Origin of the sequence: Claveliimonas bilis, from assembly GCF_020892095.1 — a bacterium.
Classification (GTDB): Bacteria; Bacillota; Clostridia; order Lachnospirales; family Lachnospiraceae; genus Claveliimonas; species Claveliimonas bilis.
In genome coordinates this window covers 1,888,263-1,909,636 of the sequence record NZ_AP024845.1, presented here as the reverse complement: position 1 = coordinate 1,909,636, position 21,374 = coordinate 1,888,263, and the positions used below count along the sequence as shown (strand labels likewise).

Sequence of the window (21,374 nt, the reverse complement as noted above, 5' to 3'; positions counted from 1 at the left end):
GGAATATCTTTACCTTGATTCTATCACTAATAACTAGTAAAATGAAATTATATTATCTTATAGGCCGATAACTTGTCGTTATACCTAAATTTATCTGAATATTTACACAGGGAGGGATTTTATGTTAGACGTCAGAATAGATACTTTTCTTAGCCTTTGCGAAACCAGAAGTTATACCCAGACAGCCAGTCTCCTGAATATAACGCAGCCGGCCGTTACTCAACATATTAAACATCTGGAAAACCAATACTCCACAAAACTGTTCTATTATGATGAAAAACGCAGACTGCATCTGACTGAGCACGGCAAGCTTCTCCACCGCTTCGCACAGACTGTAAAGGCAGACTCCGTTCAAATCACAGAGTATCTGAAAACTCCTGAAAAAGAACCGGAAGAAATTAAAATCGGTTCTATCGTTACAATCGGAGAATCTCTGGTTCCACTAATCCTTGCTGAATATCTCCGAAAATACCCTGATAAAAAAGTTTATATGTATCTGGATGAAGCGGATACCCTTTTAGAACAGTTAAAAAACGGAAACATACATTTCTGCGTATCTGATATCTACTGCCCGCACACAGAATATGAAAGCCGGGAGTTATTTGAATGTGAAACAATCTGTGTCTGTTCGCCAAAGCATCCTTTGGCAGAAAAGACCGTAAATTTTGAAGAACTGAACAGTTCCAGACTGATTTTTCGTGAAAGCGCAACCAATTCCAAACGCAATCTGATAAAAATCCTTCACGAGTATAATCAGGATATCACCAATTTCCGTTCTTATGTAGAAATAGGCACGATCAACGCTGTTAAGAAACTGGTCATGGAAAATACAGGGATTTCCTTTATTTACCGTTTTGTTGTACAAGACGAGCTGGACGATGGTCTTCTCAGCCAGATATATATTAAAAATTTCTTATCAAAATCGCGTATTAACCTTGCCTGGATGAAAAATAGTTTTTTCACGCCACTTTGCCTTCAATTTTATGATATTTGCAGACAGGTGCTCTCTTCTCCTGATTTCTCCCAAAAATCAATTATCAAAAGTATAAGAGGCTGTCAGGAAACAGATTGTTCAAATCGGGAGATTTTTGTACCCTAAATACGAGAAAAAAAGAAGAGACAATCCGACAGAAGATCCGGTTCTTAAAAAACGAATCCTCTGGGATTGTCCCTTCCTTGCATGCCAGGGGGTAAAATCCGATATTAACCGACACCCCCTTTAGGATGGACCTGGCGGGAATCGAACCCGCGTCCGAAAGCCTTTCCATCAGGGCATCTCCCATCACAGTCATTACTTTTTCATTCCCTCTGCCGGACGCTTAATGACAAGCTTCCGGTTTCAGTAGCTTCATAAATTCTTCCATTTCCTCAAAGCTTTGGAAACGAAGTGCTCCGCCTTATTGAAGCCGGGATCTTAAGCAGCGGATGACCTAAGGCCGACTGCCGCCGAAATTAGGCAGCGTACGCTAATTCTCTATTGTCTGCGTTTATATTTAATTGGAACTTTTAACGTAGTGTCCCGCTACGGATGGCTTCCCCAACTTCCAAACCCCCGTCGAAACCAGTACAAGCCCTGATTGCTGCCTTTCTGGTCCGCAGACGTCTTCTGTTGGCGCTTATTTATTATAGTAAACCGGCTGCATAATGTCAAGGAAGGACTGCTCTGTATTTCAGCTTTTTCTGTGCAGTTTTTCCAACGCTTCCTCCATCTGATCCATCGCCTGTTTCAGTTCTGCTTGCGAGGCCGCATAGGTGATCCTCAGGTGTCCCGGCGCATAGAACGCACTCCCCGGAACAACAGCAATATGCGCCTCCTGCAGAAGGTATTCCGCCATGACAATATCATCCTTTATTTCCCATTCTCCATAGGAAGCTCCATAATAGGCGCGTATATCAGGCAAAAGGTAAAAAGCCCCCTCTCCCAGACGACAGTTTACTCCTTCCATGCTCTCAAGGCGGCTATACACATATCTGCGCCTTTTTTCATATTCCGCCACCATATCAGCCACTGAATCCTGGCTTCCGTTCAATGCCGCAATTCCCGCTTTCTGTGAAAGGGAATGGATGGAGGACACCATCTGGCTCTGAAGCTTATTGACCGCCCCGATCACTTCCAGAGAGGCCGCCAGATACCCGAGACGCCATCCTGTCATTGCGTAGGTCTTGGAAAAACTGTTGATCAAAATAATATGGTCTTTCCACTCTTCTGATTCCGACAGGGAAGCGATACTCACATGCTCTGCTCCGTCATATACCATGGCCTCATACACTTCATCCGCCAGGATATAGAAATCTTTTTGCACCGCAAGCTGTCCCAGTTCCTTCAGCGCCTCTCCGGAATAGACTGCTCCTGTAGGATTATTGGGAGTGTTGATCAGGATTCCTCTTGTCTTATCTGTAACAGCGTTTCTGATCGCTTCCGCATCAAGGCTGAAATCTTCTCTGCAGGGCACAAGAACCGGAGTTCCTCCGGCCATCTTTACCATTTCAGTATAGCTGACCCAGCACGGGTATGGAATGATGATCTCCTCGCCGGGATTACAGACCGCCATCAGAGCAGCATAAATGCATTGCTTTGCCCCTGCTCCAATGGTAATCTGATCCGGAGTATAACAGACATGATTTTCCCTTTCCAGTTTCCGGCAGATTGCCTCCCTAAGAGGCAGGATACCCATTACCGGCGTGTATTTCGTGAACCCCTCTTTCAGCGCCTGATTTGCCGCTGCACAGATATGGGGCGGAGTGACAAAATCCGGCTCCCCCACATTCAGGCCGATCACTTTTTCCCCTTGCCGTTTCAGCTCTGCAATGCGTGCTGTCAGCTCCACTGTTTTGGAAGGTTCGATATGCTTTACCCTTTCTGCTGTCACTTTTTTCTCTCCCTTTTATATCTTAAAACTGATAACAAATTATGTTTACTGGAATATGCGGATGCTTCCCACCACCGGCAAAGGATTTTTCGTTCCTTTACATGCACTCACGATCCCTGCAATCGCAAGGATAAAAAGGGCCAGAGAAAGCACGCCGCCCACAAGAGAAAGTCCCCATGAATAATGATAAAATATCTGATAACCCAGCAAGGAACCATTGGTGATCAGATTCAGGATCAGAGAGGTGATCCAAAGCACAATCCCCTGATTCAGATGATGACGGAGATATGGCGAAGATTTATTTCCGGCCAGAAGGGGCACAAGAACCAGAATCCCGATATAAGACAGCACTCCCATCACTTTATTTCTCTGTACATCTTCTTTTTCAAATTTTTCTTCCTTATATTGATAATGCTGCTGATTTCCGCCCGGGCCGCTGTGCTGATATCCGTTTTGCTGTTCCTTTTGATATCCTCCGCCCTGGTAACTGTAATTCCAGGTATCCTGGTTTGTATAAGTATACTGCTCTCTATCTTTATTTTCCGCCTGCCCCTCCGGAATACTTGCTCCGCATTCCGGGCAGAACTTTGCTCCATCCTGTACTTTCGCTCCGCATTTTACACAGTAAGCCATTTTATCTCCCTCCTATGTGTACCGGTTGTTTCTCGTCTTCCAGCCCAAGAATTTCCGCCAGGACTTCTATAATAATCTCATTAGTACATGATTTGATATACCCCATCATATGAAGAGAAATCTCGTCCTGTTTCTGCGCTTCTGTCAGATCTTCTTTTCTGTTAGTCTCCTGGATCAGCTGAACCAGCTGTGGGGTCAGCTCTTCGTAAGTTTCTATGGTTGTCTGTGATACCAGATCTCTTAGCTGTTTTTTATTGGTCGGAATCATACCCGTTTCTCCTTATCTGAAATTCCTTACTTTAAATTCTCTGCTTGCTTCTCTTTGCTGATCTTTTTTTGCGATATCCTGCCTCTTGTCATACAGTTTTTTACCCTTCGCAAGGCCGATCTCCACTTTGACAAGACTACCTTTAAAATATACCTTTAGCGGTACAATTGCAATCCCTTTTTCCTTCATTTTCCCGGCCATTTTATTGATCTCGGATTTATGAAGAAGAAGCTTTCTTATGCGAAGGGGATCTTTGTTGAAAATATTTCCTTTTTCATATGGGCTGATATGCATGCCATAAATATAAACCTCTCCATTCTCGATACGGATAAATGATTCTTTAATGCTGCATTTTCCCATACGCAGAGATTTCACTTCCGTTCCAGCCAGAGAAATTCCAGCCTCATATTTTTCCAGTATAAAATAATCATGATATGCTTTTTTATTATTGGCTATCATTTTTTCACTGGTCTTTGCCATTTTCAAAGTCTCCTTTTTCTGCAATCTCAAAATCTACTGTTCTTGTAAGACGATCCGCCGCAGACACACGGACATATACTTTTTCTCCCAAACGATATGTTCTGCCCGTATGAAGCCCCGCCATCTCACTGCGCTCTTCATAATACTCATAATGGTCGTCACGCATGGAGGCTACATGGACCAGTCCTTCTATTGTATTCTCAAGCTCCACATACATGCCCCATTTTGTCATTCCCGAAATAATGCCCTCGTATATCTCTCCAATATGGGCCTGCATGTATTCCGCCTTTTTCAGCTTCACAGTCTCCCGCTCCGCCTCCTCTGCCTTTCTCTCCGTTTCGCTGGAGTGTTTCGCCACTTCCGGAAGGATCGACTCGTAATGTTCTATTTTCTTGTCGTTCATCCGCCCTCTCAAGTTATCCTTAATGATCCGGTGGATCTGAAGATCCGGATAACGGCGGATCGGTGAAGTAAAATGCGTGTAATAGGGCGCTGCCAGACCGAAATGTCCGGTATTTTCCGGTGAATATCTTGCCTGTCTCATAGATCTTAGGGCAAGCCGGCTGATCAGATCCTCCTCCGGTTTTCCTTCCAGCCTCTCCAAAAGTTTCTGCATCTCTTTCGGATGGACCTCCCCTTGCCCCACATGCATGGAATAACCGAAATTATTGATAAATATGGCAAATTTCCGGATTTTTTCCTCATCAGGAGCCTCGTGGGTCCGATATACAAACGGCAGCTCCTGCCAATAGTAATCCTCCGCCACTGTCTCATTGGCAAGAAGCATAAAGTCCTCGATCATCTTTGTGGCCGCATTCCGGTCATAGGGCTGGATCTCTATCGGTTTTCCCTGCTCATCCAGCCGGATCTTTGCCTCCGGAAAATCAAAGTCAATGGCTCCTCTTTTATGACGTTTTTTCCTCAAAATTTCCGAAAGCACTGCCATCTGTCTCAGCATAGGTACCAGAGTTTCCTGCTCCTTTGCCTCCTCGCCGTCAGGATCGGAAAGGATCTGCTTAACTCCCGTATAGGACATCCTTTTATCTACGCGGATCACCGTTTCAGCAATCTCATGATCGATCACATTTCCCTGCCTGTCAATCGTCATAATACAGCTCAACGCAAGGCGGTCCACACCTTCATTCAAAGAACATATCCCATTAGACAGCCGGTGAGGCAGCATGGGGATCACCCGGTCTGCAAGATAGACGCTGGTTCCTCTCTTCAGTGCCTCCCGGTCCAAAGCGCTTCTTTCCTGCACATAGTTGGACACATCCGCAATGTGGACTCCCAGCGTAAAGTGATCGTCAGTCCAGGTAAGAGAAACTGCGTCATCCAGATCTTTGGCGTCTTCCCCGTCAATGGTAACCATCTGCCATTCACGGATATCTTTTCTGCCCTGCATATCCGCCTCGCTGATCTCCTCCGGCACTTTTCCCGCCTGATTCAGCACTTTCTCCGGAAATTCCACCGGCAGATCATATCCTTTTACAATGGATAAAATATCGGTTCCCGGATCATTTTTATGCCCGAGGATCTCTTCTATTTTCCCCTCCGGTTTTCTGTTTTCATCTCCATAGCTTAAAAGACGCACCACAACCTTGTGTCCGTCCATTGCCCCTTTGCTGTTTTCTTCTGCCACAAAAATATCCTGAAGGAACCTGGCATTGTCCGGGCGTACAAAACCATATCCCTTATTTTTCCTCTTCTCATACAACCCTACAATACGGGTTGTCCCACGGGAGAGGATTTCCACGATTTTTCCCTCTTTTCTTTTTCCTTCCGGCGTCCGAAGAAGCACAACCGCAACGGTGTCTCCCTGCATGGCTCCGCACCGCTCTGCCTCGCCGATGAAAATATCTTCCTCCTCACCTTCTACACTCACAAACCCAAAGCCTTTTGGATGGGCCTGATATACTCCGGTAAGCCTGCCCGCTTCTCCCCTCAAGTATTTCCCCTTTTGAGAGAGACGGATCTTGCCGTCTGTGATCAGACTGTCCAACACCTCCTTCAGCTCTGTGCGCTGTTCTTTGGGTACCTGAAGGATAACGGCAATCTCTTTTAATTTCATTGGCACATACAGGTCATCGCAGATAAAATCATAGATAACCTTTTTTCTTTTTTCAAAATTATCATCCATTTTCTGTCACCTTCTATATTGTATACGTAAAAAGACACTCTTATCCGCAAACAAGAGTGTCTCGACATTTTTATCTTAATGATCAGGCAAATATTTTCATATTCAGCACTGCTGCCAGTACAATGAAAAGTACAGCAAGAACTCTGGTGATCTTGACAAGCGCTCCTTCCATAGAACGTCCTTTATTCTGTCCCCAGTAAGTATCCGCCATGCCTCCGATCGTTCCAAGGCCTGCCTGTTTTCCTTCCTGCATCAATACGATAATTGTCAATGCGATACAGTCTATAGCAAATATAATCATTAATACCATCTTCAAAATTTCCACTTTTTCACACCTCCTGTGGATAAACCAAATATATTCTATCATACTGTTCCCCGGATAGCAAGGTTTTTTTATGTAGCATTTGTCATCTGGCAGAGCAGTTCTTTATACTGCTGTGAAAAAATGCTGTTCTTCCGCCAGATAAAAGTAAAATCATGGTATTTGGGAAAGCCTTCCACAGGAAGTTCCACAAGACTTCCTTCTCCAATCTCCTTCTTCACCGCCGCTTCATACAGGAAAGATATTCCTCCTCCGCCCATTACAATAGATTTGATAGCGTTCATATTGCTGATTTCCACCACATTGTCAAAATCACCAATCTGATAGCCGTCTTCCCTAAGCGCCCTCTCCAACACTTCCCTCGTGCCGGAACCCTGCTCCCGGACGATCAATGTCTCTCCGAAAATCCGGGGCCACCCGCATTTTTCCCCGCTCATTTTTACCTTGGCGCCGTAGGGACTCGCTACTCCTATGTAACGTTCTTTTCGGAAAAGCTGAAAATCATAGTCGCTTTTTTCAAAATATCCTTCTACTACAGCAAAATCAATTTCTCCTTCATCCAGCTTCTTCAAAAGTCCCTCCGTATTGGCAATGGTAAGCCTGATCTGCGTATGAGGGTGCTTTTTCATATATCCGGCAAGATAATCACCTATCACATATTCTCCGATCGTCAGCGTCACCCCAAAGATCAGATGGCGCTGCCCGGCAGCGTTTTCCTGAAATTTTCTCCGAAGAGCCTGGTCATCATGCTGCCAGGTCACAGCCATATTCAGAAGCGCTCTCCCATCCTTTGTCAAAAACAGTTTTTTCCCCTGAAATTCAAACAGTTTCACCCCATATTCTTCTTCTATATGGCGCATGTGCTGGGACACAGCCGGCTGCGTAATATGCAGGGCGTTGGCAGCCTTTGTATAATTCATATATTTGCATACAGTAACAAATGTCTCCATCCGAAAATCCAGCATATTTCCCCTCCTTATATAAATTGTTTTTATCATATCATAATTTATTATAATTTTACATTATTATTTTTCTGTGATAAATTAAAAGCATCGGTTCAGACCGAAACTACTGTTGAAACTCAAAAAGAGAAAGAAAAGAGGTAAACTATGGAAGTTGTCACTAAAAATATGAAAGGGCTTCTGCTGTGCCTTCTCATTGCAGTTCCCGCATGGTTTCTCGGAACAGCATTCCCTATCATCGGAGGTCCTGTGATCGCCATCATTCTTGGAATGATCGTTACACTATTTATAAAAGATAAATCTTCTGTTCAGGACGGTATTAATTATTCCGCCAAGAAAATTCTGCAGTACGCGGTTATTCTCCTTGGATTCGGACTGAATCTTTCCGTTATCCTGGATACAGGAAAGCAATCCCTTCCTATCATTATCTGCACCATTGCCACTTCACTTATCCTGGCATACTTTTTAAGCAAAGTTATGCATATTCCGGCACGTATTGCCACTTTAGTGGGCGTCGGCTCCTCCATATGCGGCGGTTCCGCCATTGCCGCCACGGCTCCTGTTATTGATGCGGATGACGAAGAAGTCGCCCAGGCTATTTCCGTTATTTTCTTCTTCAATGTGCTGGCTGCAGTAATCTTCCCACATTTTGGAAATTTCCTGGGATTTGACCAGACAAGCGGCGAAGCTTTCGGTATTTTTGCCGGTACAGCCATCAATGACACTTCATCCGTTACAGCTGCAGCTTCTACCTGGGACAACATGTTTGCGCTTGGATCTGCCACCCTGGATAAAGCCGTCACCGTAAAACTCACCCGGACGCTGGCCATCATCCCGATCACGCTGGTGCTTGCTCTTTATCGCACAAAAAAGGAAAAATCTTCTTCCGGAAGCTCCGTCAGCCTGAAAAAGATTTTCCCCTTCTTTATTATCTATTTTATTGTCGCTTCCATCATCACAACAGTGGCGACAAATGTATTCGGTGTATCTTCAGAATTTTTTGCTCCCATCAAAGAACTGAGCAAATTTTTCATTGTTGTTGCCATGGCTGCCATCGGACTGAATACCAACATTATGAAACTGGTAAAAACAGGAGGCAAACCTATTATCCTCGGCCTTTGCTGCTGGGTTGGCATTACTGCCGTCAGCCTGATCCTCCAGCATGTGCTTGGTATCTGGTAAACCTTTTAAAATCCATAACGGGCGGTATCGCCCAATCGTTCTTCTATCCGAAGAAGCTGATTATATTTTGAGGTGCGCTCTGCTCTGCAGGGTGCGCCTGTTTTTATCTGTCCGGCGTTAAAGGCCACTGCAATATCCGCTATAACCGCGTCTTCCGTCTCTCCGGACCGATGGGAAATGATCGCCTGGTATCCTGCTTTTTTTGCTGTCTCTATGGCGTCAAACGCCTCTGTCAACGTTCCGATCTGGTTAACTTTAATAAGAATTGCATTTGCCACACTTCGTTCAATACCTTTTCGCAGCCTTCTTACATTTGTCACAAAAAGGTCATCTCCTACAAGCTGGATATCCCGTTCCAGTCTGGCTGTCAGAAGTTCCCATCCCTCCCAGTCCTCTTCGTCGAGAGGGTCTTCAATGGAAACAACAGGAAACTCGGATGCAAGTTCTTCATAGTAGTCTATCAGTTCCTCCACTGATCGTGTCACTTTAAATCCATGCATACGGCTCTCCCCCGCAAACACGTACTTTTTCAGTTTACTGTCATATAGTTCTGACGCCGCCACATCCAGTGCGATCCGTATATCCTCTCCCGGTTCATATCCGGCTGCCTGTACTGCTTCCATAATGAAGGAAAGGGCTTCCTTTGCATCCTTCAGATTGGGGGCAAAGCCGCCCTCATCCCCTACTCCTGTACTGTATCCCTGTTTTTTCAGAAGCGCTTTCAGGTGATGGTATATTTCCGAACACATGCGCAGTCCTTCTTTGAAACAGCACGCTCCGGATGGCATGATCATAAATTCCTGAATATCAATGGTGTTGTCTGCATGCTGTCCGCCGTTCATAATATTCATCATTGGAATGGGCATCGTCTTCGCATTAACCCCTCCCAGATAAGAATAAAGCGGAAGCCTTAACGCCGCTGCTGCTGCCCTGGCCGCCGCCATGGAAACCCCCAGCGTCGCATTAGCACCCATATTCCTTTTGTTGGGCGTCCCGTCCAGCTTTATCAGCAGTTCGTCTAAGGCCACCTGATCCCGTACATTTTTTCCGATGATCTCCGAAGCAATCTTTGTATTGACATTTTCCGCCGCCTGCTGTACCCCTTTCCCTCCGTAACGTTCCTCTCCATCCCTTAATTCCACAGCCTCATACTGTCCTGTGGAAGCTCCGGATGGAACGCTGGCTCTTCCAAGGTATTTATCTGCAGCAAGCACTTCCACTTCTATCGTTGGATTTCCCCGGGAATCAATGATTTCTCTTGCGTATACATCTGTAATCGGTAAATACTGATACATACTGACTCCTCCTTCTTAAACCGTTTTGCCGGCTCCAGGAATTAGTATGTCCCTTTTCCTCATCAAAATACCCCGCAGAATACTGCGGGGCAATGATTTTTCACTCTATGTTCTTATGCTTCGGCAACCAGATTTTCCTTATATATAACCTCGACTACCTGATCCACATATTTGCTGCACAGCTCGTCAGTAGCAGCCTCCACCATAACACGGATCACAGGTTCTGTTCCGCTTTCTCTTACCAGAATACGTCCGTCATCACCAAGGGCCGCTGTTACTTCCTCTACCGCTTTTACAACAGCCGGATTTTCTCTTGCTGTCTTTTTGTCAGTTACACGCACATTTTTCAGAAGCTGCGGATAAATCTTGACTTCCTCTGTCAGTTTGCCAAGGCTTAACTTCTTCTCCAGCATAACTTCCATAACCATAAGGGAGGTCAAGATGCCGTCTCCGGTTGTAGCATGTTTGCTGAAAATAATATGTCCGGACTGTTCCCCGCCCAGGGAGAAATTGTTTTTCACCATGTTTTCATAGACATATTTATCTCCAACTGCCGTCTTTTCATACTTCAGTCCCACTTTATCACAGGCTTTGTAAAGTCCCAGATTGGACATGATTGTTGTAACAATGGTATCTCCATTGAGACGTCCGTTTTCTTTCATGTATTTTCCGCAGACATACATGATCATATCGCCGTCCACTACATTTCCGTTTTCATCTACTGCGATGCAGCGGTCTGCATCACCATCGTAGGCGAACGCAATATCCAGGCCCTCTTCTTTGACATACTGCTGCAGTACTTCTATATGAGTGGAGCCGCAGTTTAAGTTAATATTTGTACCATTTGGCTCGTTATTGATGACGTATGTTTTAGCTCCAAGAGCATCATACACGCTTTTGGCGATCATAAACGCGCTTCCGTTGGAACAGTCAAGTCCTACTTTAATTCCTTCAAAAGAACGGGTCGCAAGAGAAATCAGATATCCTACATACCGGTTTCTTCCTGCCACATAGTCTGTTGTCCGCCCGATATTGTCTTTCTTTGCAAGGGGCAGTTCTCCTATCTCGCCGTCAATATAGGCCTCGATTTTCTCTTCTACCTCTGCCTCCAGTTTATGCCCTTTTCCGTTGATCACCTTAATTCCATTGTCATAGAACGGGTTATGGCTTGCAGAGATCATAATACCACAGTCAAAGTTTTCTGTTCTTGTTACATAGGACACGCTGGGAGTTGTTGTTACGTGAAGAAGGAACGCATCCGCACCTGATGCGGTCAGACCTGCAACAAGCGCATACTCAAACATATAACTGCTTCTTCTTGTATCTTTTCCGATCACTACTCTCGCCTTATGCTCCTGTCCATAATACCATCCCAGAAACCGGCCTACTTTAAAAGCATGTTCTACTGTCAATACTTCATTGGCTTCTCCCCGAAAGCCATCTGTACCGAAATATTTTCCCATCTTACTAATTCTCCTTTTACCGCATATTTTTGACCGATTGTCCGTTTTTTTTGCACAATCAGTCTCACACAAAACTATTATAATCGTTTTGCGTCAAATATACAACAAATTTTAATGATGGAAAAGGCGGATTCCCGTAAATGACATCACTATGCCGTATTTATTGCACACTTCGATGACATTATCGTCTCTCACAGAACCGCCCGGCTGAGCGATATATTTCACTCCGCTTCTGTGGGCGCGCTCAATATTGTCCCCAAATGGGAAGAAAGCATCAGAGCCAAGAGCAACGTCTGTCATCTGATCCAGCCATGCTCTTTTTTCTTCTCTTGTAAAGACTTCCGGCTTCCTTACAAAAATTTTCTGCCATTCTCCTTCTGCCAGCACATCCATGTAGTCTTCTCCGATATACAGGTCAATAGCATTGTCCCTGTCTGCTCTTCCGATAGACGGAAGGAACTCAAGTCCCATTACCTTGGGTGACTGGCGAAGGTACCAATTGTCTGCCTTCTGACCTGCCAGCCTTGTACAGTGGATCCTGGACTGCTGTCCTGCTCCGATTCCGATTGCCTGTCCGCCTTTCACATAGCACACGGAATTAGACTGGGTATATTTCAGTGTGATCATAGAGATAGCAAGATCGATCTTAGCCTCTTTGGTAAGCTCCTTGTTCTCTGTCACGATATTGTCGAAGAAATCTTCACCGATATTCAGCTCATTTCTTCCCTGCTCAAATGTGATTCCATAAACCTCTTTATGTTCCAGAGCTGCCGGAGTATAATCCTCATCGATCTGAATGATATTGTAGTTTCCTTTTTTCTTCTGCTTCAGGATTTCCAGCGCTTCCGGCTCATAACCCGGCGCGATCACTCCGTCGGATACTTCCCTCTTGATCAGTCTTGCTGTATCTGTATCACAAACATCAGACAGAGCAATGAAATCTCCGAAGGAAGACATTCTGTCGGCTCCCCTGGCTCTTGCGTAAGCGCTGGCAAGCAAAGAAAGCTCTCCCAGGTCATCTACCCAGTAAATCTTGGCAAGGGTTTCGCTTAATGGAAGGCCGATCGCAGCCCCTGCCGGGGATACATGCTTAAAGGAAGTGGCTGCCGGATATCCGGTGGCTTTCTTCAGTTCTTTTACAAGCTGCCATCCATTGAAGGCATCCATAAAATTGATATATCCCGGTTTCCCGTTCAGCACCTGGATCGGGAGATCGCTTCCGTCTGCCACATAGATCCTGGATGGTTTCTGATTAGGGTTGCATCCATATTTCAACTGTAATTCTTTCATTTTTATCCGTTCCTTTCTTTTGTTTTTTCTCTTCAAAAAACTACTGATTTTTATTGATGATACGTGTCTGCCACTTTCCCGTTTCTATATCAATATAACGCACAAACAAGGAGACCTTATTTTCCTCATTCAGACTGCTCCAGAGACTTTCTGCAAAAGCATCCATATCATCCGGAATCCCGATCAGCTTCGGTTCACCTTCAAAACTTGGCAGAGGATTGCCGTCATGCATATATGTATGGATAAAATGTCCCTCTCCCGGAGCTGCATTCTCATAGGCAAATGTAAAACGATTACAGCTTTCAGGGCTTCCGTTATTGCTCTTTAAAATAGACATTGCATAGCTGTATTTTCTGCCTTCTATATGCATGATACCGGAAATGCGAGGTGTATAATTAGGACCGTCCGGCTCAAATTCTCTGCAGCGAAGAGATTGTTCAAATGTCATCTGCTTGTCCATACCTTCATAGATCGTGTCTGTCTGATCTCCGTTTGTCACGATCGTCTTATTTCCCAGCACGCGCACCGGTGCATAGATGATCAGGCTTGGGTCCGTCAACTTAGAAGGATCAAATGCCTGAGTACGGATTCCGTCACCGTCTTCTACGAAAATGCGGTTGCGGCTGTTTTCACTTCTTCCCATAATAAAATATGCTGTCACTGCATTTTTCCCATCTGCACTTCTTCCAATAATGATTCCTCTGCCCGGATAAGAATTTCCCTGTAATTCTTTTTCAATTGATAACATTTCCATGTATCCCTCTCCTTTTCATGCCATTTGCTGGTTTATCTGTCCCCGGCTGCAGGTACACATTCTTTGCCAGCCGAGGTTTTCCTCTATCATTATATAAGAATTACCAATAACTTTCCACTATTAATTAGCATTATTTATAAGAAAACCCTTGTCTCCCTCCCCAAAAAGGAGTAAGATATCTTCTGCGAAATTCGGCAGTTCTTTGCAGAAACACAGATGTTTCTGTATGCCGCTGCATTTTAGCAAGGGGGATTCCAATGGATACAACAACCGCAAAGCGTGATTTTCTTTTTGACAATTATAAAGCTATCTTGATCGTCCTTGTCATTATGGGACACTTTACAGACTTAAACTATGGAAATAATGCTTTTTTATACAATTTAAAATGGCTGATCTCATCTTTTCATATGCCGGCTTTTATCTACATATCAGGATATTTTTCCAAACGCCGGCATTCTTTGACAGAGCTGATCCAAAAGCTCCTCATTCCATATCTCGTATATGAATGTGTTTATTATGCCCTGTACACCTTCATCCTGCACAGGCCCACAGGACTCTATCTTCTCTATCCGAAATTTTCTCTGTGGTATATTCTGGCTCTTTTTGCATGGAGATTGGCAACTCCCTACTTCAAAAAGCTGCCGGGACATATGATCCTTGCAGTTGCGGCAGGACTCCTGATCGGGCTGTCCGGAATGAAAGACAACTTCCTCTCCATTCCAAGGATCCTGGTCTTCTATCCTTACTTCCTGGCAGGCTATCATATGAACCGGGAATTTTTCACAAGGATGCGTACCCGCCGGATACGTATTCTTTCAGCTGCAGGACTGATCTTTGCCGCCGTTTTCCTTGTCGCTGATCCGATCCACAAAGGCTATGATCCTAAGATATGCTACGGAAGATACAATTATCATTACCTGGGACAGGCTCCTCTGGAAGGAATGCTGGTGCGCCTGATCTGCTATGGTGCAGGATTTGCTCTGACTTTCCTGATCGCCTTTATCATAACGGAGAAACGCACATTTTTCTCTTACCTGGGCAGTCGGACCATGCCGATCTACATCTTTCACGGGCTTGTATACTCTTGCTTCAAATACGGTTCCCATATCCTGCAGAATATAAATACTATTCCGGAGACCACCCTTTTGCTTGCTTTCTGCACAAGCCTTGCTTTCATCGGTTCTTCCGATATCCTGGTCAGAATTACAGATCGGATTTCCCATCTGATTCCTCCTTCCGGCAACAGACCTTCTTTCGGGAAATCTTATCGTGAAAACAAAAATGTAAATTAAAAAGGGAGGCCGCCTGTTCATCCATCGCTGATGATCTGCGGCTCTCCCTCATTTTTTCATTTTAAATACTTCTATGCAACGACATACTTCCCGATCGCATTTACAACTTCACTGCAGTCTTCGTCGGAATAAATACACAGCTCCAGGTTATTTTCCAGTCCGAGAGCAAGAATACCAAGCAGCGATTTTGCGTCAACAACTTTTCTGCTGCTTTTCTTCAGATCCATGTTGTAATCATACTTTGAAACAACATTTGTAAAATCCATAACTTCTTCCGGCGTTTTGAATTGTACTTTTACCTGACTCATACGTCTTCCCCTTTTCCTAAAATTTTCTTAAAACTATATATTCTTGTCTGTCTTATTATGTTCCATTTTTTTTCAAGTCAAGACTATCATATATCATTATTGCCAAAAAAACAGGCTCATATTTTTAAAAAAGGAGTAATTTTTTAATCTTTTTCGTGTATTTTCCCCGTATCCTCTGTATCGTTCCCTCCTACAAATGTGTTTTCCGGTATTCTGAAGGAAGCATTCCTGTCTCTTCCCTGAAAATCCTGCTCATGTATTTCGGATCACTGTAGCCTGCCTGGTCTGCGATCTGGTTCAGCTTTAAACTGGTAGACACAAGGAGTTCTTTGATACGCTCTATTCTGACTTTTTTCATTGTCTCCGTAAATGTCATGCCGGTTTCTTTTTTCAGCCGCGTACTCAAATATTCTCCCGACACCCCCAGCTTATCCGCAATCTCTTCCAATGTAATTCCCTGATTATAATAATCTCCAATCAGAATACGTGCCTTTCTCACAAGAAGACTTTCATCCTGCTCCTCATTCTCTCCTTCAATCTGACTCATACAGTCAGAAAATACATCTCTGATCTGCTGCCATGTCACAGCTTCCATCATCTCCTGCATCCGCCGGGCCACGGGAAGATCTGTCTGATAGATCCTTCCGTACTCCCGCGCCGCATGGAAAACCACACTGAAATAGCGGAAACAGCCTTCTTTAACTGCTGCCGGATGGAAATCTCCCGCCTTGCAGTAAGCGATAAACTTATCCACACACCTGGATATTTCGGTACTGTTCTTCCCTGCAACTGCCTGTTTTACTCTTGTTTCCAGCTCCAGCGGATATTTGAACGGCTCCTTCCCCATTTCCAGGATCTTGTCATAATATATAAGCTCCCGTCCCCCTCCGGTCAGAGAATAATCGAGTACGCCAAAAAGACCCGCCGCTGCCTCTGACAGCCCCTTAAGCCCATGGCAAAAATGAAGCCCCATGACCGCCCGGCCTCCTGTCTGCCCCGAAATCACAGAAGCAAGCTTTGTTTCTATGTATGCCGCCGCTTCTTCCTGACCCGGCATCCGATACAGTACTGCCATCACAAGGTCTCTCTTTTCTCTTTTGAGAGCACAGGAAGAAAAAATCCCACTGTTCCTGCCTGCCTCCTTAAGGCTGCTGTAAATCTCCTCTGCATAATCCTGAAACCGCTCTCCCAGCCACACGAAGAAAATGCCCAAATTTCCATCTGCGTCAAATCCATACTTCTCCATCAGCTGTTCTTTCATATAGGTATCTGTTTCCGGCGTCTCTGCCAAAGCCAGGGTTAAAGCCGACTCCAATGAATATTTTTTCTTTTGTTCTTTTTCCTCATTGATCCTTTTTTCGGCAAGCTTTAAAGTCTCTTCCAGTTCCTTAAGCTTTACCGGTTTAAGAAGATAATTTTCAATTCCTAGTTCAATTGCTGTTTTCGCATAGTCAAAATCAGAATAGGCCGTCAAAACCACTGCCCTGCAGCCATTGTTCTCCTGTCTGAGTACTTTCAGCATCTCAAGGCCGTCCATATCGGGCATACGGATATCCAGGATCACCAGATCCGGCTTCTCTTTCCGGATCATTTCCAATCCTTCTATCCCGTTTGACGCTTTTCCCACAAGCTCATATGCCGGATTCAGCTTTTTCAGTATATTTCCCATTCCATTTCGTATTGCCGCTTCATCTTCTACAATCACGATTTTCATCTATATCGCCGCCTTTTTCTGTAGGAATATACATATGTACTCTTGTAAATTCTCCCGGAACACTTTCAAATTCCAGGGATGCTCTGCTGGAATAATACAACTGAAGCCTCTTCCTTACATTTTCTATTCCTACGTGCCCGTTTTCTGGTTCCTTCTGCCTGATCTTTTCCAGTTCCCGTTCCCCAATCCCTTTTCCATTGTCTTCTATGACAATATGAAGCAGACCTTCCTCCTGTGCCATGCGTATCAGGAGCCTGCATTCTCCTTGCTGATCGCGGAACCCGTGCCGGATACTGTTTTCCGCAAAAGGCTGAAGCAGCAGTTTATGGAGCTTTCTATTTTTTATATCTTCCGGCACATCTTCCTCTATGAGAATTTCCTTCCCGATTCTTTCCTGCTGCAGCCTGACATATTGACGAAGCCAGTAAAGCTCCCCTCTTACCGTTGTTTCTTCACCGGCGTTCATCACAGAGTAACGAAGGATATCAGCAAGATCTCCTAACATCTGGCTGATTTCCAGTTCCCCCTTTTCAATTGCTTTCCAGTTAATCGCATCCAGTGTATTGTAGAGAAAATGAGGGTCTATCTGCGCTTCAAGAGCCTGGAGTTCTGCATTCCTTTGTTCCTCTGCTGCCGCCCTGCCCTGCTTATCCAGAATATCGATCTGACGCATCATGTCATTAAACCCTTCTGAAATCCGATTCAGTTCGTAAGGCATCTTCTTATCTGCCGTCAGTCTCACAGAAAAGTCCCCGCTTCTTGCGGCATTCATAGCTGTCACAATCCGCCCCACCTGCCGCACCAGAGGCGCTGACATAAAATAGGCTACAACTACCAGAATAACAATAACAGCGACAGCAATCATCAATTCAAATATCACCTGCCCCCAGAGAGTCCGCGCATACAGACTAAGAGAGTAATGCTCCTCAATCTTCCATCCTGTATCCTTCATTGTTCTTGTCTCCACATAAGAACTGTCATCACTTAGCTCTTTTGTAGAAATGCCGATAGCGGAAGAGTCTGATGAGCTGATCACCCTGCCTTTATCGATGATAAAAGTCGTTGTATTGGAGCCGTTTTGAATAGTTTCTCTGATCACGCTTTCATTCAGGCTCATTACTACCTGACCTATTGCATTTTCTTCCTCATCTTTTATAAGACCGATAATATGAAAGAGATACTGCTCCCCTGATTTCGTAAACACAGGTGCAGTATCTGTATGGTAAGTAATCTCCTGATCTGTTTCCACAAAAAGGCTCTCATCCATCCAGCTGTCAGACTTTGAGGCTTCTTCCTCTCTTTCATAGAAGAGCGAAGTCCCCCTCGGTCCCAGCAGGCTCATCCCTTCTATACCGGTGTTTCTCCGGCAAATATATGCAAAGTCCTGCTGTATACTTTCTCCGGCTGCTTTTCCCTTCCCCTGTTCTTCTCCAAGATTCCGGACGTTTTCCTGAAATTCTTCATCTGTTGATAATTCGTGCAGAATAGAAGTATATTTGTCCAGAGTAACATCAAGCATTCTTACTGACTGCTGCAGATCGTTTTTTACCTGTTCCTGATAGCGGTCAGTAAGAGTTTCTTCCAGGCTGACGATTGCCATAACAGAAAGAATCACAACCGGTATGGCTGCCAGCGCCAGAATAAGCGGCAGCAGCTTTTCCCGGAAGGTTTTTTCTTTTCTCATCTAATCTTCATCCTTTTCATGAGCATAGAGCTGATTTTCATCCTTAATCATGGCCGTCCCTACTCCTGCTACACTGAAAAATTCCAAAAGGAGGGCATGCTGCATCCTTCCATCCAGGAGATGTACACGGTTTACTCCCTTCTCGATTGCCGTAAGTCCCCGTTCCACTCTGGACATAACGCCCTCAGTCACTTTTCCCTCTTCTTTCATCTTCTGGATCTTCTCTACCGTCAGATGAGGATAAACTGCGGTCCTTTTCTCATCCTTCCATATTCCCCTGTGGGAAGAAAGATAGATCAGCTTGTCCGCATGAAGGACCACCGCCGTTTCAAGCGCAGCATCCTTGGAATCAATCACTACGTTTTCATTGTCAATATCATTGGGCATGATAACCGGAATATAATCATTGTCCAGCATCATGTGAAGGGTATGGGAATCGATGCCGCACACGCCGATCGCCTTCGTGCCGCATAATTCCAAAAGCTTGGCAATACGCTTATTCTCCCTGAATTTATCTACTCCCATTGGAGCATCATGGACAACTACCGGTTTCATTCCTACTGTTTTTAAAAGAGCAATATCCTGCATCAGATCCTGTTCTGCTACAGGACTTAAATACTTACGGCACCCATATTCAATGACCGCCACCTGCCTGTTGAAATCTCTGATATAGGGAAGCGCCCTGATCAGAATTTCTGCTTTACGTTCAATCTCCTCAAATACTTTCTGTTCCATTTTCCCTTCTCCTTCCTCCCCTCTAATACCGACGGATCTCATCCTCGTCCTCGCCTTCTGTGCTTTCCACAGAACGGATCACAACATAGTACCCGGCATTTTCATTTATTTTTACATAAACCCTGTCACCGGCCTTATGCTTCAAAATTGCTTTTCCAATGGGGGATTCAATGCTGATCTTTCCATTTAAAGAACTTCCCCTCACAGAAGTGACGAGCTTAAATACTTCTGTCTCATCATCGTCTTCAAAATAGACCTCTACTTTCTTGTCTATACCCACCTCGTCGGCTGCAGAGTCATCCTGAACGATTTTCGCCGTTTTCAGCATCCGCTCCAGATACCGGATCCGGCTCTCATTTTGATTCTTATCTTTTTTAGCAGCATGGTACTCAAAATTCTCACTGAGATCGCCATGGGCTCTTGCCTCTTTTACTGCCTCAATTGCATTTTTTCTTACAACCAGCTTCCGGTACTCAATTTCTTTCTGTATTTTTTCCACATCCTGCTTCGTCAGCTGTTCCCGCAATTTTAACACCTCTTTATTTCTTCATCTTCTTATTCACTATAGCATAAATCGTCTACCTGGAAAAGGGATTCTTCCTGCGCCGGACAAAAAACACAGACAAGAGAAGGGTCGTTGCCTCTGTTGCCGGAAATGCCGCCCATATGCCGGTCATGCCGAACAATTTTGAAAGGACTGCCGCGTAGATCACAATACAGATCAGCCCTCTCATTACCGAAATGAGGAAGGATTCTCCTGCCTGCTCCAATGCTCCTTTGCACGCGGCTGTCACAATATTCACACCTGCCGCCAGAAATCCCAGGAAGTAGATACGAAGACCTGTATGAGCGATACGGGCAAGCTCCTTATTCCCCTCGCTGTTAAATACAGCGATCAAAGAATCCGTGGCAAAAAATGCGGTCAGTACAAGAAAAACACCTACTGCCAAAGCCAATATCACCATATAACGATATATTTCCCGCACTTTTGCACCGTTTCCCTCCCCATAATATTTGCTCAAAAGAGGCTGGCTTCCCTGTGAGATACCGGTAAAAATCGAAAGAGCCACCAGGGCAAGGTTTGCGATCACCCCATAAGCCGCAACTCCCGTATTTCCGCTGATCCCCAGGATCAAAAGATTCAGAACGATCAGTACGACGCCGGAAGAGACTTCATTGATAAAGGATGAAGCTCCCAGACCAGGGATCCCTTTTGCATAGCGCCAGAAGGATCCGTCTGTCTGCAAATGAAAGCCATTCTTTCCGGAAAACTTGTGCCGGGAAAGGATCAGCATACTGATAACAGGAGCAAGCCCTGTCGCAAACGCTGCTCCGAACATTCCCATATCCGCCGGGAAAATAAAAATATAGTCTAAAACAACATTGGAAAAACTTCCCACAAGCATCCCGATCATAGAAAGCCGGGGATTGCCGTCATTTCTCACAAAGGCAAGAAAAATGTTGTTGCATATAAAACAGGGGGAAAAACATAAAATTGTCCGCAGGTAAACCGTAGTCATCTCTATGATCTTTCCCTCCGCTCCAAGAAGGATCGATAGCGGCCGAGCCGCAAAAATTCCCACTGCAAATAAAATGATTCCGATCAAAAATCCCATTGCAAGGGCCGCCGTAAATACACGGTTTCCCTTTTCCTCTTCTCTTCTGGAACGATAAATAGAGTACTTTGTTCCGCCTCCGATCCCGATCATCAGCCCTGTTCCATTGATAAAACTGTAAATAGAAATGGCAAGATTAAGGGCTGTCAGACCGTCGGCCCCCATCTTTGCTGAAACAAAAAATGTATCCGCCAGAATATAACAGGACAGCCCCAGCATTCCAAAAATATTCAAAGATACATATTTGCCAAATTCTCTCTTCATGTCTTATTTCCTCCTTGCTCCTCTTTCTGCCAGGTCACTTACTTTTTGCGATACCCGAAAGACTGTTATCTGATCCGAGAACAAAGTTTCCTGACAAACAAA

Annotated in this window: 20 protein-coding genes and 1 other RNA gene; 3 read left to right on the top strand and 18 right to left on the bottom strand. The window is 44.8% G+C overall.

Going from position 1 to position 21,374, the window contains the following annotated elements; all coding sequences use genetic code 11:
* Positions 1 to 121: 121 nt before the first annotated feature.
* Positions 122 to 1,099 carry a LysR family transcriptional regulator gene (locus EUBC25_RS09355; RefSeq protein WP_230105225.1) on the top strand — a complete coding sequence of 326 codons (978 nt, stop codon included), beginning with the start codon at positions 122 to 124 and terminating at the stop codon, positions 1,097 to 1,099.
* A 123-nt stretch (positions 1,100 to 1,222) separates the two neighbouring features.
* Here the strand turns inward: EUBC25_RS09355 and ssrA are convergent.
* The 8 genes from ssrA to EUBC25_RS09315 form a co-directional block, all read right to left on the bottom strand.
* Positions 1,223 to 1,574: a transfer-messenger RNA gene (gene ssrA / locus EUBC25_RS09350) on the bottom strand.
* Between the two features lie 96 nt (positions 1,575 to 1,670).
* Positions 1,671 to 2,870, bottom strand: a complete 1,200-nt coding sequence (locus EUBC25_RS09345) for a pyridoxal phosphate-dependent aminotransferase (RefSeq protein WP_230105224.1) — start codon at positions 2,868 to 2,870, stop codon at positions 1,671 to 1,673.
* Positions 2,871 to 2,915: 45 nt separating this feature from the next.
* Positions 2,916 to 3,503 (bottom strand): zinc-ribbon domain-containing protein, encoded by a 588-nt coding sequence (locus tag EUBC25_RS09340; RefSeq protein WP_230105223.1) that lies wholly within the window; start codon positions 3,501 to 3,503, stop codon positions 2,916 to 2,918.
* Between the two features lies 1 nt (position 3,504).
* A complete protein-coding gene (locus EUBC25_RS09335; RefSeq protein WP_230105222.1) occupies positions 3,505 to 3,771 on the bottom strand; it encodes a hypothetical protein in 267 nt (88 codons plus the stop codon).
* 12 nt (positions 3,772 to 3,783) lie between these two features.
* Positions 3,784 to 4,251 (bottom strand): SsrA-binding protein SmpB, encoded by a 468-nt coding sequence (gene smpB / locus EUBC25_RS09330; RefSeq protein ID WP_230105221.1) that lies wholly within the window; start codon positions 4,249 to 4,251, stop codon positions 3,784 to 3,786.
* Positions 4,235 to 6,391, bottom strand: a complete 2,157-nt coding sequence (gene rnr / locus EUBC25_RS09325; RefSeq protein WP_230105220.1) for a ribonuclease R — start codon at positions 6,389 to 6,391, stop codon at positions 4,235 to 4,237. The genes smpB and rnr overlap by 17 nt, the downstream gene beginning before the upstream one ends.
* 82 nt (positions 6,392 to 6,473) lie before the next feature.
* On the bottom strand, positions 6,474 to 6,716 hold the full coding sequence (secG, locus tag EUBC25_RS09320; RefSeq protein WP_230105219.1) for a preprotein translocase subunit SecG: 243 nt from the start codon (positions 6,714 to 6,716) through the stop codon (positions 6,474 to 6,476).
* A 68-nt stretch (positions 6,717 to 6,784) separates the two neighbouring features.
* Positions 6,785 to 7,678: a LysR family transcriptional regulator gene (locus EUBC25_RS09315; RefSeq protein ID WP_230105218.1), complete on the bottom strand. Its 894-nt coding sequence runs from the start codon at positions 7,676 to 7,678 to the stop codon at positions 6,785 to 6,787.
* A gap of 144 nt (positions 7,679 to 7,822) precedes the next feature.
* On the opposite strand from EUBC25_RS09315, the gene EUBC25_RS09310 reads away from it, so the two are divergent.
* Positions 7,823 to 8,857 (top strand): YeiH family protein, encoded by a 1,035-nt coding sequence (locus EUBC25_RS09310; RefSeq protein WP_230105217.1) that lies wholly within the window; start codon positions 7,823 to 7,825, stop codon positions 8,855 to 8,857.
* A gap of 5 nt (positions 8,858 to 8,862) precedes the next feature.
* Here the strand turns inward: EUBC25_RS09310 and eno are convergent, their stop codons facing one another.
* The 4 genes from eno to EUBC25_RS09290 all read right to left on the bottom strand — a co-directional run bounded on the left by eno (position 8,863) and on the right by EUBC25_RS09290 (position 13,659).
* Entirely contained in the window at positions 8,863 to 10,152 is a 1,290-nt protein-coding gene (gene eno / locus EUBC25_RS09305) for a phosphopyruvate hydratase (protein WP_230105216.1), read from the bottom strand.
* 113 nt (positions 10,153 to 10,265) lie between these two features.
* Positions 10,266 to 11,615: a phosphoglucosamine mutase gene (gene glmM, locus EUBC25_RS09300; RefSeq protein ID WP_230105215.1), complete on the bottom strand. Its 1,350-nt coding sequence runs from the start codon at positions 11,613 to 11,615 to the stop codon at positions 10,266 to 10,268.
* A gap of 111 nt (positions 11,616 to 11,726) precedes the next feature.
* On the bottom strand, positions 11,727 to 12,905 hold the full coding sequence (locus EUBC25_RS09295) for a phosphoribosylaminoimidazolecarboxamide formyltransferase (RefSeq protein WP_230105214.1): 1,179 nt from the start codon (positions 12,903 to 12,905) through the stop codon (positions 11,727 to 11,729).
* A gap of 40 nt (positions 12,906 to 12,945) precedes the next feature.
* A complete protein-coding gene (locus tag EUBC25_RS09290) occupies positions 12,946 to 13,659 on the bottom strand; it encodes an IMP cyclohydrolase (RefSeq protein WP_230105213.1) in 714 nt (237 codons plus the stop codon).
* A gap of 257 nt (positions 13,660 to 13,916) precedes the next feature.
* Between EUBC25_RS09290 and EUBC25_RS09285 the strand changes: the two genes are divergently transcribed.
* The gene (locus EUBC25_RS09285) at positions 13,917 to 14,951 is read left to right on the top strand and encodes an acyltransferase family protein (protein WP_230105212.1); all 1,035 of its coding nucleotides are present in this window, start codon (positions 13,917 to 13,919) and stop codon (positions 14,949 to 14,951) included.
* Positions 14,952 to 15,022: 71 nt separating this feature from the next.
* Here EUBC25_RS09285 and EUBC25_RS09280 read toward each other — a convergent pair whose 3' ends face one another.
* The 6 genes from EUBC25_RS09280 to EUBC25_RS09255 all read right to left on the bottom strand — a co-directional run bounded on the left by EUBC25_RS09280 (position 15,023) and on the right by EUBC25_RS09255 (position 21,272).
* Positions 15,023 to 15,259, bottom strand: coding sequence for an HPr family phosphocarrier protein (locus tag EUBC25_RS09280; RefSeq protein WP_230105211.1), 237 nt, complete (start codon positions 15,257 to 15,259; stop codon positions 15,023 to 15,025).
* 190 nt (positions 15,260 to 15,449) lie between these two features.
* On the bottom strand, positions 15,450 to 16,973 hold the full coding sequence (locus EUBC25_RS09275; RefSeq protein ID WP_230105210.1) for a response regulator transcription factor: 1,524 nt from the start codon (positions 16,971 to 16,973) through the stop codon (positions 15,450 to 15,452).
* Positions 16,948 to 18,657, bottom strand: a complete 1,710-nt coding sequence (locus tag EUBC25_RS09270) for a sensor histidine kinase (protein WP_230105209.1) — start codon at positions 18,655 to 18,657, stop codon at positions 16,948 to 16,950. The genes EUBC25_RS09275 and EUBC25_RS09270 overlap by 26 nt, the downstream gene beginning before the upstream one ends.
* Positions 18,658 to 19,392 (bottom strand): amino acid kinase family protein, encoded by a 735-nt coding sequence (locus EUBC25_RS09265; protein ID WP_230105208.1) that lies wholly within the window; start codon positions 19,390 to 19,392, stop codon positions 18,658 to 18,660.
* 22 nt (positions 19,393 to 19,414) lie between these two features.
* Complete coding sequence (gene greA, locus EUBC25_RS09260) at positions 19,415 to 19,918, bottom strand: transcription elongation factor GreA (protein ID WP_230105207.1); 504 nt, start codon at positions 19,916 to 19,918, stop codon at positions 19,415 to 19,417.
* 52 nt (positions 19,919 to 19,970) lie between these two features.
* Positions 19,971 to 21,272 (bottom strand): MATE family efflux transporter, encoded by a 1,302-nt coding sequence (locus EUBC25_RS09255; protein WP_230105206.1) that lies wholly within the window; start codon positions 21,270 to 21,272, stop codon positions 19,971 to 19,973.
* Between the last annotated feature and the right edge of the window lie 102 nt (positions 21,273 to 21,374).